This is a genomic window from Brevundimonas sp. FV1ps31S (genome assembly GCF_058681265.1).
Genome location: NZ_CM178735.1, coordinates 3,191,596 through 3,205,337, shown reverse-complemented (window position 1 = coordinate 3,205,337; position 13,742 = coordinate 3,191,596). Strand labels below are relative to the sequence as shown.

At 67.7% G+C, this 13,742-nt stretch carries 15 protein-coding genes; 7 read left to right on the top strand and 8 right to left on the bottom strand.

What is annotated here, in order from left to right:
- Positions 1–111 precede the first annotated feature (111 nt).
- Together ACVPT3_RS15330 and ACVPT3_RS15325 are read left to right on the top strand one after the other, a co-directional pair.
- Entirely contained in the window at positions 112–1,017 is a 906-nt protein-coding gene (locus ACVPT3_RS15330) for a hypothetical protein (protein WP_492041712.1), read from the top strand.
- 39 nt (positions 1,018–1,056) lie between these two features.
- Positions 1,057–2,190 carry a serine hydrolase domain-containing protein gene (locus ACVPT3_RS15325; RefSeq protein WP_492041711.1) on the top strand — a complete coding sequence of 378 codons (1,134 nt, stop codon included), beginning with the start codon at positions 1,057–1,059 and terminating at the stop codon, positions 2,188–2,190.
- Here the strand turns inward: ACVPT3_RS15325 and rarD are convergent.
- Both rarD and ACVPT3_RS15315 read right to left on the bottom strand, forming a co-directional pair.
- Positions 2,187–3,107: an EamA family transporter RarD gene (gene rarD, locus ACVPT3_RS15320; protein WP_492041710.1), complete on the bottom strand. Its 921-nt coding sequence runs from the start codon at positions 3,105–3,107 to the stop codon at positions 2,187–2,189. The two genes, ACVPT3_RS15325 and rarD, sit on opposite strands and share 4 nt — an antisense overlap.
- Positions 3,108–3,315: 208 nt before the next feature.
- On the bottom strand, positions 3,316–4,362 hold the full coding sequence (locus ACVPT3_RS15315) for an aspartate-semialdehyde dehydrogenase (protein WP_492041709.1): 1,047 nt from the start codon (positions 4,360–4,362) through the stop codon (positions 3,316–3,318).
- Positions 4,363–4,501: 139 nt separating this feature from the next.
- Here ACVPT3_RS15315 and zapE point away from each other — a divergent pair, with 139 nt between their 5' ends.
- Positions 4,502–5,593, top strand: a complete 1,092-nt coding sequence (zapE, locus tag ACVPT3_RS15310) for a cell division protein ZapE (RefSeq protein ID WP_492041708.1) — start codon at positions 4,502–4,504, stop codon at positions 5,591–5,593.
- A 231-nt stretch (positions 5,594–5,824) separates the two neighbouring features.
- Here zapE and mdh read toward each other — a convergent pair whose 3' ends face one another.
- Positions 5,825–6,787: a malate dehydrogenase gene (gene mdh, locus ACVPT3_RS15305; protein WP_287928035.1), complete on the bottom strand. Its 963-nt coding sequence runs from the start codon at positions 6,785–6,787 to the stop codon at positions 5,825–5,827.
- Between the two features lie 138 nt (positions 6,788–6,925).
- Between mdh and ACVPT3_RS15300 the strand changes: the two genes are divergently transcribed.
- The gene (locus ACVPT3_RS15300; RefSeq protein ID WP_492041707.1) at positions 6,926–7,813 is read left to right on the top strand and encodes an SIMPL domain-containing protein; all 888 of its coding nucleotides are present in this window, start codon (positions 6,926–6,928) and stop codon (positions 7,811–7,813) included.
- Positions 7,814–7,815: 2 nt separating this feature from the next.
- A complete protein-coding gene (locus ACVPT3_RS15295) occupies positions 7,816–8,226 on the top strand; it encodes an HIT domain-containing protein (protein WP_492041706.1) in 411 nt (136 codons plus the stop codon).
- 139 nt (positions 8,227–8,365) lie between these two features.
- Here the strand turns inward: ACVPT3_RS15295 and ACVPT3_RS15290 are convergent, their stop codons facing one another.
- A complete protein-coding gene (locus ACVPT3_RS15290; RefSeq protein ID WP_492041705.1) occupies positions 8,366–9,229 on the bottom strand; it encodes a cation diffusion facilitator family transporter in 864 nt (287 codons plus the stop codon).
- A gap of 12 nt (positions 9,230–9,241) precedes the next feature.
- Here ACVPT3_RS15290 and ACVPT3_RS15285 point away from each other — a divergent pair, with 12 nt between their 5' ends.
- The gene (locus ACVPT3_RS15285; RefSeq protein WP_492041704.1) at positions 9,242–9,415 is read left to right on the top strand and encodes a hypothetical protein; all 174 of its coding nucleotides are present in this window, start codon (positions 9,242–9,244) and stop codon (positions 9,413–9,415) included.
- Between the two features lie 7 nt (positions 9,416–9,422).
- On the opposite strand, the gene ACVPT3_RS15280 is transcribed toward ACVPT3_RS15285, so the two are convergent.
- From ACVPT3_RS15280 to argH, 4 genes are read right to left on the bottom strand one after another with little or no spacing between them, the layout of a single operon-like run.
- Positions 9,423–10,079, bottom strand: a complete 657-nt coding sequence (locus ACVPT3_RS15280; RefSeq protein WP_304934756.1) for a hypothetical protein — start codon at positions 10,077–10,079, stop codon at positions 9,423–9,425.
- A 49-nt stretch (positions 10,080–10,128) separates the two neighbouring features.
- Positions 10,129–11,403, bottom strand: coding sequence for a diaminopimelate decarboxylase (lysA, locus tag ACVPT3_RS15275; RefSeq protein WP_492041703.1), 1,275 nt, complete (start codon positions 11,401–11,403; stop codon positions 10,129–10,131).
- Positions 11,404–11,409: 6 nt separating this feature from the next.
- Entirely contained in the window at positions 11,410–11,640 is a 231-nt protein-coding gene (locus tag ACVPT3_RS15270; RefSeq protein ID WP_492041702.1) for a hypothetical protein, read from the bottom strand.
- On the bottom strand, positions 11,637–13,073 hold the full coding sequence (gene argH, locus ACVPT3_RS15265; protein WP_492041701.1) for an argininosuccinate lyase: 1,437 nt from the start codon (positions 13,071–13,073) through the stop codon (positions 11,637–11,639). Before argH ends, ACVPT3_RS15270 begins: the two co-directional genes overlap by 4 nt.
- On the opposite strand from argH, the gene ACVPT3_RS15260 reads away from it, so the two are divergent.
- Positions 13,072–13,737, top strand: coding sequence for a redoxin domain-containing protein (locus ACVPT3_RS15260; RefSeq protein ID WP_492041700.1), 666 nt, complete (start codon positions 13,072–13,074; stop codon positions 13,735–13,737). The genes argH and ACVPT3_RS15260 overlap by 2 nt on opposite strands.
- Positions 13,738–13,742 lie beyond the last annotated feature (5 nt).

Here is a 13,742-nt window from a genome sequence, read left to right as displayed (position 1 = left end):
GGTCGTAAAAATTGAGGCCCCGCATCTCGGTGCGGGGCCCTTTTTGTCATGCGACCGTGATGGAACTTCGGTAGCGCGGAGACAACCTTCGCGCTTGTCGGGATGAATGGAATGGGTTCGGTAGTCTGGTTCAAGGCCCTGGTGGCGATGGCTGCGGCGGTGACGCCGGGCGCTCAGACAGGGGCCCCCATAGCCGTCGACCGGACGCAACTCGCCGCCGCCGTGGACTATTGTGTCGCCGTGGCGGAGGCCGACATGACTGATGCCCCTCCGATTGTAGAAGGCCCCAGGGATTTTCAGAGACTCGACGGCCGATACGGCGCGCAAAGATGGGTCACAGGCGCGCCGACCAGTCCAGGCGGGATCATGGTTGAGCCGAGCGATGGCCGGTGTTCGGTCTATGCGTCCAAGGCCTCGGAATCTGATGTCGCGGCTCTGTTCGAAGCGCGAGAGGGCTATGAGCCAGATAACCAGGAGGGTACGGCCTATCTCCGTCTGTTCGACGGCGGGGGTGTTCGCGCCTACTCAAGGCCGGTCGGCGGCGACGGCGGCATGATTCTATCTGTCGCCTCCAGAAAGAACGAGCCCACGCAGGTCAGCGACATGTCCGTTGAGAGCGCGCCGATAGAGGCCTTGGCCACAGGGCTGGCCTTCTGCCTTGCGGCCGGAGAGGCGGAGCTTCTGGACTTGCCGCCGGTGGACGGCCCAGCGCACTTCGCCGAAGAGGTCGGACAATACGGCCAAAAGTCGTGGGCGGCGGGGACGCCGCGCGCCCCGCGCTCGGTCGCCATATCCATGAACGAGGCCCAGTGTTTCATCCTGGCCCATGGCTTTGCTTCGGACCAAGTCGCGGCGTGGATGGCGGACAAGACTGACTATGCCGTGATCGAGGATCGTCACCATGCACGTCAGGTCCGCGATGGCTGGGTCCAGATCGTATGGGGGGATTTCAAAGACGATGCGACCCTTATCCTTGTGACGACGAGGAAGGGTGAGGACAGGCCGGATATCCTTTGACCCTTTCCCCGGACGGAGGTCCGGGGCTATGACCGCGCCATGACCGACCCCATCGACATCCAAGGTTCATGCGACCCGCGTTTCGCGGCGGTGAAGGACGTTTTCGCCGCCAACTTCACTGATGCGCCCGAGGGGCTGAACGAGGTGGGGGCGCGGTTCTGTGTGATGATCGACGGGGCGCCCGTCGTCGATCTGTGGGCCGGGCATGCCGATACGGCGAAGATGACGTCCTTCGCCGAGGACACCCTGACCCCGGTGTTTTCGACCGGCAAGGCGGTGATGGCCCTGTTGATGGCCACGGCGGTTGAGGCGGGCAAGCTGGCCTATGACGAGAAGGTCTCGCAGATCTGGCCCGCCTTCGGCCAGGCGGGGAAGGACAAGGTCACGGTCGCCCAGCTGATGAGCCACCAGGCGGGTCTACCCGGCTTCTCGGAAGCCGTGGAGCCGTCGCTGTGGTTCGATCCGGCGGCGGTCAACGCCCGGCTGGCGGCCCAGGCGCCGATGTGGGCGCCGGGCACGGCCTCGGGCTATCACCCGGTCACGGTCGGCTATCTGGCCAATGAGGTGTTCCGCCTGACGACGGGGCGGACCATGGGCCAGGCCCTGCGCGCCGACTTCGCCGACCTGGACCTGTGGATCGGCCTGCCGGAAGACCAGCACGGGCGGGTGGCCCAGATGCGCAAACCCTCGGCGGCGCCAAGCCTGGGGACCATAGACCCGATCAAACAGGCGGCCTTCCTGGATCGCGGATCGGCGCCGGGCGGACGCGGCTCGGCCGAATGGCGCAAGATGGAGATCCCCTCGGCCAATATGCACGCCACGGCGGCGGGTCTGGCGCGGATGCTGGGCGTCGTGGCCAATGACGGGATGCTGGACGGGCGTCGGGTGCTGTCCAAGGGGGTGCTGCGCGACCTGACGCGCGAGCGGATCCACGGCCAGGACAAGGTGCTGCCCTATGTGATCAGCTGGGCGGCAGGCCTGATGCGTAACGACGGGCTGAACGTCTTCGGGCCGGGCGAGTCCCTGGGCCACTACGGTTGGGGCGGGTCGATGGCCATGGCCGATCCGTCGCGCCGTCTGTCGGCCGCCTATGTGATGACGCGCCAGTCGCCGCACCTGATCGGCGACCCGCGCCCCCGGCGGCTGCTGGAAGCGCTGTACGGGGCGCTCTAGACCGTTTCGGACAGAGCCACGGCGCGGCGTGCGGCGCGCGACCGCGAGGCGGCGCCCAGTGCAAATACGCCGGCCCCGGCCCAGATGAAGCCGAAGGAGACGATCCGCAGCGGGGTCAGGGCCTCGCCCGCCCAGACGCCGCAGGCGAACTGGAGCGTGGGCGCCAGGAACTGGATGAAGCCGATGGTGGACAGAGGCAGACGTCGCGCCGACCAGGCGAACATCACCAGCGGAATGACCGTCGCCGGGCCGTTGACCAGGGCCCAGGCCAGGCCGGCGGGGGAGGCGAAGCCCGTCGCCTGGCCGTGCGTCGCCAGCCAGGCCAGGAAGACCGCGCCGATGGGCAGCAGCACCAGACATTCGACGAACAACCCGGTCTGGGCCGAGGCGGGCACGCGTTTGCGGATCACCGCATAGGCGCAGAAGGTGACGGCCAGGGTCAGGCCAATGATCGGCACATGGCCTAGCGCTATGGTCTGGATCACGACGCCGACGGCGGCCAGGCCGATGGCGACGGCGCTCCAGCGGTCGATCCGTTCACGGAACAACACCGCCCCCGCCGCCATGTTCAGCAGCGGATTGATATAATAGCCGAGGCTGGCCTCCAGCGTCGCATGATGGGTGGTGGCGAAGACGTAGAGGCTCCAGTTCGTCGCGATCATCGCCGCCGACAGGGCTAGCCAGCCCAGGGTGCGCGGCGTCGCCAGCACCTGTTTCGCCTCGCCCCACTGACCTGCGAGCAGCAGGAACAGGCCCGCCACGAAGACCGACCAGACCGCCCGGTGGGCCAGGATCTCGGGCGCGCCGAAGCCGTGGGCGGCCAGGGCCATGAACAGCAGCGGCAGCAGGCCCCACAGGCTGTAGCATGCGATGGCGGTGACGACCGCGCGGGGATCGTTGGGGGTGGCGGCGGTCATGGGGAGCGCACCTGATTTTACTTTCGTCATCCTCCGGGCCGCGAAGCGGAACCGGGGGACCCAGCGGCGCGCGCGAGCGCGAACCTGTCACAGAAGAGGTCTTTCGTACCCAGCGGCGATGGATTTCGCCTTCGGCGCCGCTGGGTCCCCCGGTGTGCGCCGCGAAGACGCGGCTTGCCGGAGGATGACGAAAGCTAAGAGGAGCGGTTCACACCGTGATCGAACGATACCCCGACGACGAGGTGATCACGCCCGTCTCGTCCAGCAGTTGGGCGATCTGGACGGCGTTCAGGGCGGCGCCCTTGCGCAGGTTGTCGGACACGATCCACAGGTTCAGGCCGTTCTCGACGGTCGGATCCTTGCGGATGCGCGACACATAGACGGCATGTTCGCCGGCGGCGTCGACGGGGGTGATATAGCCGTCGTGCTCCTGCTTATCGATCACCAGCACGCCCGGCGCCTCGCGCAGGATGGCGCGGGCCTCGTCCGGGGCGATGGGGCGGTCGAACTCGATGTTCACGGCTTCGGAATGGCCGACGAAGACCGGCACCCGCACGCAGGTGACCGTGACCTTGATGTCGGGGTCCAGCATCTTGTGCGTCTCGTCCGACATCTTCTGCTCCTCGTCGGTCGAGCCGTCCTCGAGGAAGGAACCGATATAGGGGATGACGTTGAAGGCGATCTGTTTGGGGAACTTCTTCGGACGCGCGTCGCCCAGGCCGTAGATGGCCTTGGTCTGGTTCCACAGCTCGTCCATGCCTTCCTTGCCGGCGCCGGACACCGACTGATAGGTCGAGACCACCACCCGCTTGATCTTGGCCGCGTCGTGCAGGGGCTTCAGCGCCGTGACCAGTTGGATGGTCGAGCAGTTGGGGTTGGCGATGATGTTCTTCTTCTTGGCGTCCTTGACCGCGTCGGGGTTCACCTCGGGCACGATCAGGGGCACGTCGGCGTCCTTGCGGAAGGCCGAGGAGTTGTCGATCACGATGGGGCCGGCCTTGCCGATCTTTTCGGACCAGGCGCGCGAGACCTCGCCGCCGGCCGACATCAGGACGAGGTCGACGGTCGAGAAGTCGAACTGTTCGATGTCCTGGCATTTGATGGTCTTGTCGCCGAACGAGACCTCGACGCCCTTGGACTTGCGCGAGGCGATGGCGTGGATTCCATCGACGGGGAATTCCAGCTCCTCGAGGATGTTCAGCATTTCGCGGCCCACATTGCCCGTGGCCCCGACGATCGCGACGCGATAACCCATGTTTCTTGTCCTTCGGACGCGCTGTCGCCTGGCCTGCGGGCCGAGCGGCTTGAGCGCATTGTAGTGATGGCCCTGCAAATAGGCGTTCGCAGCCGCGAAGCAATCGCTTTTCGGCGGCGGGGACTTTAAGCAGGGCCTCATGACCTCCCGCATCCGAAACGCCTACGACATCCGCGTGGAAGAGGGCGTGCTGACGCCCGATCCGGCCCAGGCCGAAGTCCTCGTCGCCCTGGAGCGGCTTGAGCGCGATCTGGCCAAGCGCGGCCTGTTCGGACGGGCGCCCGAGGTGAAGGGGATCTACCTGTGGGGACCGCCGGGACGAGGCAAGTCCATGCTGATGGACCTGTTCTATTCCGCCACGCCCGAGCCCCGGAAAACCCGCGCCCATTTCCACGCCTTCATGGCCCGGGTCCATGATCTGGTGAAACAGTGGCGCGAGGGGGACGCCAAGACCCGCAAGGCCGTGTTCGGGACGCATAAGGGCGACGATCCCATTCCGCCCATAGCCAGGCTGATCGCGTCCGAAGCCCGGCTGCTGTGTTTCGACGAGCTGCAGGTGACGGACATCGCCGACGCCATGATCCTGGGCCGGCTGTTCGAGGCCCTGTTCGAGGACAAGGTGGTACTGGCCATCACATCGAACCGGGCGCCCGAGGACCTGTACAAGAACGGCATCAACCGCCAGCTGTTCGTCCCCTTCATCGACATCATCCGCGACCGCTGCGCCGTGGTGCAGACGGCGGGCGCGCGGGACTGGCGGCTGGATCGGCTGAGTTCGGCCGAGATCTGGCACACGCCGGAGGACCGCGCCGGGTTCGAGGAACTGTGGCGTGAGCTGAAGGGGGGCGAGCCGGAAGAGCCGGCGCATCTGACCGTGCTGGGCCGTGACGTGACGGTGGAGCGGACCGTGGGGTCGATGGCGCGGGCCAGCTTTGCCGACCTGTGCGGCCGACCGCTGGGGCCGCAGGATTATCTGGCCATCGCCGAGCGGTTCCACACCCTGTTCCTCGAGGATGTGCCGATCCTGAGTTCGGCCAACCATCACGAGGCGCGCCGCCTGGTGACCCTGGTGGACGCCCTTTACGAGGCCAAGACCAAGCTGATCGTCCTGGCCGCCGCCCGGCCCGAGGCCCTCTATACCGAAGGGGTGGGGGCGTTCGAGTTCGAACGGACGGTGTCGCGCTTCAACGAGATGCAGAGCAAGGACTGGCTGGCCCACGTGCGGGAGTAACCGCAGACCCTCTCCCGCTTGCGGGAGAGGTGGGCCGTCGTCCGCGCAGCGGACCAGGCTCGGAGAGGGGAGTCTTGCTTGGCTGGAAGAAGACTTCCCCCATCGTCAGCCGTCTCGCTGCGCTCGACGAGCTGACACTTCCCCCGCAAGCGGGGGAAGGTCTGTGAGTACAAAGAAAAAGGGCCTGCGGATTGCTCCGCAGGCCCTTCGTCATTCGATCTCTAGAACCGCTTAAACCAGCGAGGCGTCGATGTCCTTGCAGGCCTGCAGCAGGCCCTGGACCGAGGCGACGGACTTTTCGAACATCGCCTTTTCTTCGTCGTTGGTGGTGAACTCGATCACCTTCTCGACGCCGGCGGCGCCGATCAGGGCCGGGACGCCGACATAGAGGTCGGACAGGCCGTATTCGCCCGACAGCCAGACGGCGCAGGGCAGGACGCGCTTCTGGTCCAGCAGATAGGACTTGGCCATGGCGATGGCCGATTCAGCGGGCGCGTAGAAGGCCGAGCCGGTCTTCAGCAGGGCCACGATCTCGCCGCCGCCCTTGCGGGTGCGGTCGACGATGGCGTCCAGCTCGTCCTGCGACAGGAAGCCGGCCTTGACCGCGTCGGGCAGGGGCAGGCCGCCGACGGTCGAATGGCGCACCATCGGCACCATGTCGTCGCCGTGACCGCCCAGGGTCCAGGCATGTATGTCCTGAACCGACACGCCGGTCTTTTCAGCCAGGAAGTAGGCGAAGCGCGCCGAGTCGAGCACGCCGGCCATGCCGACGACCTTCTCCTTGGGCAGGCCCGAGAATTTCTGCAGCGCCCAGACCATAGCGTCGAGCGGGTTGGTGATGCAGATGACGAAGGCGTTCGGGGCGTGGGCCTTGATGCCTTCACCCACGGCCTTCATGACCTTCAGGTTGATGCCGATCAGGTCGTCGCGGCTCATGCCAGGCTTGCGCGGCACGCCGGCGGTGACGATGCAGACGTCGGCGCCCGCGATGTCGGCGTAGTCGTTGGCGCCCTTCAGGGCCACGTCCGAGCCGAAGACGGCGGTGGCCTCGGCGATGTCCAGCGCCTTGCCCTGGGGGGTGCCTTCAGCGATGTCGAACAGGATCACGTCGCCCAGCGCTTCGCGCGCGGCCACATGGGCCAGGGTGCCGCCGATCATGCCGGCGCCGATGAGGGCGATCTTCGCGCGAGCCATGGATGTCTCCGTTTATTGCGTGTGCGAAAGGGGATTAATCGTGCGGGCGGTCTAGACCCCTCTCGCGGCTGTCGCAAGAACCTCGCTTTACGGCCTTGGTCTGGCTTGCGAAGGTTGCGGTCCAACCGGAGGATTTTGATGCGCTCTTCCCTCGCTCTCGCCCTGCTGCTGGGCGCCGCCGCCACACCCGCCCTGGCTCAGACCCCGCCGGCGACCATCGGCGACCGCTATATCCCCGCCCCCTGGTGGATGCGCGACCCGGTCATCGCCTCGGTCGGCGAAGTGCGGGTCGAACTCCAGGCCAATCGCGCCTTCGTCTCCGCCTCCTTCCAGTCGGTGGACCGCAGCGTCGCCGAGGCCTCACGCGCCGCCGCAGACCAGGTGCGGGCCCTCAGCCAGGCCCTGTCGGCCTATGGCGCGGACAAGGTGCGGGTCGAGACCAGCGTCACCACCCGCCCCCTCTATGACCAGTATCGCGACGAGAACGGGGTGATGCGCGACAACACCCGCGCCGACCGGGTGGCCCGCTATCAGGCCGACGCCTCGGTCAATGTGACGGTGCGCGACGTCAGCCTTATCGAGCGGGTATATGCGACTCTGGTGGCCGCACGACCCACGTCGATCGGTCAGGTGAATTTCCAGTTGGATCCGGAGAACAGCTGGAAGGCCAATCTGCAGGCCGAGGCGATGAAGGACGCGCGGCGCCGGGCCGAGGCGGCGGCGACCAGCGCCGGCGCGACCCTGGGCCGGGTCAAGATCATCGATCCGTCGGGCCGCGTCTGCCAGACCGACGTCCTGGCGGGCTGGCCCGCCTATGCCGCCGGAGAGCAGGCGACGACCGTGGACGAGGTGGTGGTGACGGGATCGCGGATGCAGGCGCGCGCGTCCTTTGCACCGCCTCCGCCACCTGCGCCGGCCGCCGGCGCTGCGCCCAGCGAGGCGCAGATCGAGGCGGCGCGGCTGGCGCTTCAGCCGCCGTTGCAGGTCATGACCGACAGCGCCTGCGTCATCTACGGACTGAACTGAGCATGGGGTTTGTCGTCGCGCCCGCCTTCGAGGCGGGCTCCATCGCCGCCGCCGAATGGCCGTTGTGTCATGTGCGGCTTCAGGACGATGCCCGCTTTCCCTGGCTGATCCTGATCCCGCGCCTCGAGGGGGCGGTGGAGCTGGAAGACCTGAGCGTCGAACAGCGGGCCGCGCTGATGGAAGAGACCGTGCGGGCCGGGGTCTTGGTGCGGCGGCTGGCCGGGACTTCGGGCGCCGTCGAGAAGCTGAACGTGGGCGCCATCGGCAATGTGACGGCCCAGTTGCACGTCCACGTGGTCGGTCGCCGTCGCGACGACGGCCTTTGGCCCGATCCGGTCTGGGGGCGGGGGCAGGCGGTCCCCTATGCGGGGGAGGTGCGGGGGCGGCTGTTGGCAGTCGTAGCCGGCGGGTGATTTCTGGTTTTCGCCTTAGCAGGCCTTCCTTGACCCTCGCCATAGGGACGAGAATCCATACTTCCGGTGTTTGACAGGGGAGCGTGCTGAGGCGGGCCGCACGTATGGCCCCCGGGTGTTGCGTGCCAGGCTTTGTGGATCAACAGCCCGGACAATCCGGCAGGGCCTCGTTTTCCAGCTGAAGCGTCGTGTGGCGGATCGAATGGCGTTTCGCCACAGCCTGGGCCTCCATAAGCAAGGCCGCACCATCCGCGCGGTCATGGACCAGGTGGGCCGTCAGGGCCGTTTCGGTGGTGGACAGGCCCCAGACGTGCAGGTCATGGACCTCGCGAACCCCGTCCAGACCCGCCAGCGCCTGCTCCAGCCCGATCATGTCCACGTCGCCGGGCGCCCCGTCCATGGCCAGGTTGACCGAATCCTTCAGCAGGCCCCAGGTGGACCACAGGATTACGGCGACGATGACCAGGCTGACCAAGGGATCGACCAGGGACCAGCCGGTCAGCAGGATCAGCCCGCCGGCCGCCACCACCCCAAGAGACACCCCGGCGTCGGCCATCATATGCAGATAAGCGCCCCGGGCGTTCAGGTCGTGCTGGGACTTCATGAACAGCAGGGCGGTGCCCAGGTTGATGACGAAGCCGATGGCCGCCACCGTCATGATCACGCCCGAGCCGACCGGCGCCGGCTCGGCGAAGCGCCGCACGGCCTCGAAGGCGATGGCCCCGCAGGCGAAGATCAGCAGCAGGGCGTTGCCCAGGGCCGCCAGCACCGTCGCCTTGCCGAAGCCGTAGGTGCGCCGACCGCCCGCCGCCCCGTGCGCCCCGCGTCGCGCCAGCCAGGCCGCGCCGCCCGCCATGGCCAGGCCAAGGACGTCCGACAGATTATGCCCGGCGTCGGCCATCAAGGCGGTGGAATCCGCGATCAGTCCGGCGCCGAACTCGCAGACGACGAAAGCCAGATTGACCACCAGGCCGACGGCGTAGCGCCAGTCGCCGGTGTCCACCGGCCCGTGAGCGTGGCCGTGTCCGTGGTGATGCCCATGGCCATGGTGATGGCCGTGCGCGTGACCATGATCATGGTCGTGACCGGCGTGATCGTGTCCGTGCTGGGCGCTCATCCGTCCGCCTATACGCTCTTTCGAACAAAGGCCAAGCTGGTACATGATAACGCATTGAATGTTATCATGTAATGCCTTTTCAGTGCTGGTGCAGGGCGACCATCAGCCCCAGGGCGATCAAGGCCACGCCCAGCACCGCGCCTTCATAGCGCGCCCACCGCTCCAGCCGCAGGATGGAAGCGCCCGCGCTGGCCAGGGCCGTGAACACGGCCATGCCGGCGATGGTGCCGACCGCAAAGACCAGGGTCAGCAGGGCCAGGGCGGCGAAGCCTTCCGAGGCCGAGGATAGATAGATGGGCAGCAGCACCTCGCCCGGCGACACCGCCATCATGGCGACCAGGCCCAGGAAGGCCGCCTTGTCGGAGACAGCGGGCGGGGCGGCGTCCATCTGCGGACCGCCGGCCGTCGCCGGACGCAACAGGGTCGCCCGCGCCAGGTAGAAGGCGCCGAACAGGAAAAGCAGCACCGCCGCGAGATGAGGCAGAAGCCCCTCGACCCACTGGTCCAGCGCCAGGCCCGCCGCCACGATCAGGCCGCCGACCACCGCCGTCGATGCGATATGGGCCAGCCCTGCCACAGTCACCGCCAGCAGCACCCGCGACGCGCGCCAGCCCTGGGCCCGCCCCACCAGGGTGAAGGGCAGCCAGTGGGTCGGCAGGGCCGCGTGCAGGAAGGCCGCGACAAAGCCGCCCCCGAGCAGGGACAGCAGCACGGAAGGTTCGGCGGCGGGCGACATGACCGGCCCTATAGCTCGTTACTTTATAACAGTCGAGACCAATTCCGCCTCACAGCCAGTCGGCGAAGGGCTCCCGATCCAGCATGTCCTCATAGGTGGGGCGCGGCCGGATGACGGCCCATTGGTCGCCGTCGACCAGAACCTCGGGCACGAGGGGGCGGCTGTTGTATTCGCTGGACATCACCGCCCCATAGGCGCCGGCCCCTGTGAAGACGACCAGATCCTCGGTCTCCAGCGGCGGCAGGCTCCGGTCGCGGGCGAAGGTGTCGCCGGTCTCGCAGACCGGGCCGACGACGTCATGGGCGCGGGCGGCTCCGGGGCGCGGATTGACCGGCTTTATGTCGTGAAAGGCGTCGTACAGGGCCGGGCGCATCAGGTCGTTCATCGCCGCGTCCAGCACCAGGAAACGCCGCCCGTCCGAGCGTTCGTTGACCTGGATCACCTGGCTGAGCAGCACCCCGGCGTTTGCGGCCAGCAGACGCCCCGGCTCGAACGCCGCCTCGACGTCCAGCCCGGACAGGACCCGCGCGGCCATGGCCACATAGTCGGCCGGCGACGGCGGTTCGACCCCGCCCGAATAGGGCACGCCCAGGCCGCCGCCCAGGTCCAGCCGCGTCACCGCATGCCCCTGGGCCCGCAGGTCGCGCGTCATCTGGGCCAGGACCGTAAAGGCGGCCTCCAGCGGGGCCAGGTCGGTGATCTGGCTGCCGATGTGACAGGCCAGGCCGACGGGCGTGACATGGGGCGAGGCCGAGGCGCGGGCGTACAGGGCCATCGCCTCCTCGACCGGCACGCCGAACTTGTCGCCCTTGCCGCCGGTGGTGATCTTGGCGTGACCGCCGGCGCCGACATTGGGATTGACCCGCACGGCCACGGCCGGCGCGGCCTGCATCAGGGCGGCGACCGCGATCAGCCGGTCCAGCTCGGCGCCGGATTCGATATTGATCTGGCGCACGCCGACGCCGATGGCGAAGACCATCTCGACATCAGTCTTGCCGACGCCGGAGAAGATGATCCGATCGGCGGGAATCCCCGCCGCCAGGGCCCGACGGATCTCGCCCTCGGACACGGTGTCGGCGCCCGAGCCCAACTTGGCCAGGGTCGCCAGCACCGACAGGTTGGAGTTGGCCTTGACCGCAAAGGCGATCAGGGCCTCGCCCAGGGCCTCACGATGCGCATCCGCCGCGGCCCGCAGCAGGCCGTAGTGCCGTTTCAGCGTCGCGGTGGAATAGACATAGACGGGCGTCCCCACCTCGTCGGCGATGATTTCCAGCGGCACGCCCTCGGCATGGAGGGCGCCGTCCTTCAGGTCGAAATGATGCAAGGCGGCCTAGCGGGGATCGTTCTGGGCGGCGCCGGCGCCGATGGGGTTATTGGGACCGCCATCGATCGGCACGCTGCTGGACGGACGGTTGATCGTGGCCGGCTCAGGCAGGCCGGGGGCGCGACTGCTGCGCGGCGCGCGCTCGGTCTCGCGCACCGGCGATTCCAGATCGGCCATGCGGCCGCAGGCGGCGGTCAGAAGGGCGAGCGCGCCCGCGAGGATCAGGGTCTTCTTCACAGGCGGGTTCTCCAGTCGGCGATGCGCGCACGGACCTGTTCCGGCGCGGTGCCGCCATAGCTCTGACGGCTCTGGCACGAAGCCTCGGCGGTCAGCACCTTGTAAACCGCTTCCGTGATCCCCGGCTCCAGTTTCTGCATTTCTTCCAAAGGCAGTTGCGACAGGTCCACGCCCATGGCCTCGGCCTGTTTCACCGCCGCGCCCGTCACATGGTGCGCCTTGCGGAAGGGCAGGTTCAATTCACGCACCAGCCAGTCGGCCAGGTCGGTCGCAGTCGAGAAGCCGGCGCCGGCCGCAGCCGCCATCCGTTCGGTGTTGGGCCGCAGGGCCGAGACCATGGCGGTCATGGCGACCAGGGCCAGATCCAGGGCGTCAAAGGCCTCGAACACCGGCGGTTTGTCCTCTTGCATATCCTTGGAATAGGCGAGCGGCAGGCCCTTCATCACGGTCGACAAGGCGACCAGCGAACCCAGGATCCTGCCCGTCTTGGCCCGGACCAGTTCGGCGGCGTCAGGATTGCGCTTCTGTGGCATGATCGAGGACCCGGTGGTCAGGTCGTCCGGCAGGCTGGCGAAGCCGAACATCGGCGTCATCCAGACCACGATCTCCTCGGCCAGGCGCGACAGGTGGCCCGCCGTGATCGAGGCGGCGGCCAGGCTTTCCAAAGCGAAATCGCGGTCGGACACGGCGTCCAGCGAGTTGGCCATCGGCCGGTCGAAGCCCAGTTCGGTCGCCGTCATGTGGCGGTCGATCGGGAAGGGCGATCCGGCCAGGGCGGCGGCGCCTAGCGGGCTTTCGTTCATCCGCGTCCGGGCGTCGGCGAACCGGCCGGCGTCGCGGCCGAACATCTCGACATAGGCCATCAGATGGTGGCCCAGGGTCACCGGCTGGGCCGTCTGCAGATGGGTAAAGCCCGGCATCAGGTCGCCGGCGTGCTGTTCAGCCCGGTCCAGCAGGGCGGCCTGAAGCGCTTTCAGCTGGGCGATGGTGCGGTCGGCGGCGTCGCGGACCCACAGGCGGAAATCGACCGCCACCTGGTCGTTACGGCTGCGCGCCGTGTGCAGCCGGCCCGAGGGTTCGCCGATCAGTTCCGACAGTCGGGCCTCCACATTCATGTGGATGTCCTCGAACTGGTCGCGGAAGGGGAAGGTCCCGTTCAGGATCTCGGCCTCGACGGCGTCCAGCCCGCCCAGAATGGCCTCGGCGTCGGCGGGCTGGATCACGCCTTGCTTGGCCAGCATGCGGCAATGGGCGCGCGATCCGGCCAGATCCTGACGCCACAGACGCTGGTCCACGCCGATGGAGACGTTGATTGCCTGCATGATCTCGGCGGGGCGCGACGAAAAGCGACCGCCCCACATGTCTTGACCTGCGGGCTTTGCCGGGGCCTTAGAAACACTGGCTTGGGCGGTATCGGAGGCGGCGTCTGTCATGAGTGGCTCGAGAAAGGCGATCTGGGCGGTCGTCGGCGCGCTCGTGCTGTTCAGCACGCTTGCCGGCGCCGGCGGCTTGGCGATGTCGCTATACGCCAATCATAGGCAGAAGGCGCAACCCCAGACGACGCCCGTCGCAAAAAGCGATCTGGCCCGGTTCGCCGTCGGCCCGCTGGCGGCGCTGGAGACGCCGACCGATCTGAAGATCGCGCCGGAATACATGTTCCGCGACCGCAACGGCACGGCGGTGCGGTTCTCGACCTTCGAGGGCAAGGTGGTGGTGGTCAATCTGTGGGCCATGTGGTGCGCCCCGTGCCGCACCGAAATGCCGACCCTGGCGGCCCTGGCCAAGTCCTATCAGACGAACGAGGACCTGATCGTCCTGCCGATCAACGTCGACGCCTCGGCCGACGCCCTGGCCGACGCCAGGAGCTTCATCGACGTTCACGAGCCCCTGCCGCTGTACAGCGACATCAAGTTCCAGCTGCCGTTCGAGTTTCCAGGCAAGGGCAAGATGCCCCAGACCATCTTCCTGGATCGCGAGGGCCGGATCCGCGCCACCTTCTCGGGCGAGGCCGACTGGAACAGCCCCGAAGCCCGCGCCCTGATCGACGCCCTGCTGGCGGAAGGCGCGCCCGCAGCCGGGGCGACGCCGCCCGCCTGATCGGG

Bases quoted from the DNA above. Each gene is read 5' to 3' on its own strand.
- ACVPT3_RS15330 (WP_492041712.1), top strand. From the start codon at position 112: ATGGGTTCGGTAGTCTGGTTCAAGGCCCTGGTGGCGATGGCTGCGGCG.
- ACVPT3_RS15325 (WP_492041711.1), top strand. From the start codon at position 1,057: ATGACCGACCCCATCGACATCCAAGGTTCATGCGACCCGCGTTTCGCG.
- rarD (WP_492041710.1), bottom strand. From the start codon at position 3,107: ATGACCGCCGCCACCCCCAACGATCCCCGCGCGGTCGTCACCGCCATC.
- ACVPT3_RS15315 (WP_492041709.1), bottom strand. From the start codon at position 4,362: ATGGGTTATCGCGTCGCGATCGTCGGGGCCACGGGCAATGTGGGCCGC.
- zapE (WP_492041708.1), top strand. From the start codon at position 4,502: ATGACCTCCCGCATCCGAAACGCCTACGACATCCGCGTGGAAGAGGGC.
- mdh (WP_287928035.1), bottom strand. From the start codon at position 6,787: ATGGCTCGCGCGAAGATCGCCCTCATCGGCGCCGGCATGATCGGCGGC.
- ACVPT3_RS15300 (WP_492041707.1), top strand. From the start codon at position 6,926: ATGCGCTCTTCCCTCGCTCTCGCCCTGCTGCTGGGCGCCGCCGCCACA.
- ACVPT3_RS15295 (WP_492041706.1), top strand. From the start codon at position 7,816: ATGGGGTTTGTCGTCGCGCCCGCCTTCGAGGCGGGCTCCATCGCCGCC.
- ACVPT3_RS15280 (WP_304934756.1), bottom strand. From the start codon at position 10,079: ATGTCGCCCGCCGCCGAACCTTCCGTGCTGCTGTCCCTGCTCGGGGGC.
- ACVPT3_RS15260 (WP_492041700.1), top strand. From the start codon at position 13,072: ATGAGTGGCTCGAGAAAGGCGATCTGGGCGGTCGTCGGCGCGCTCGTG.
- argH (WP_492041701.1), bottom strand. From the start codon at position 13,073: ATGACAGACGCCGCCTCCGATACCGCCCAAGCCAGTGTTTCTAAGGCC.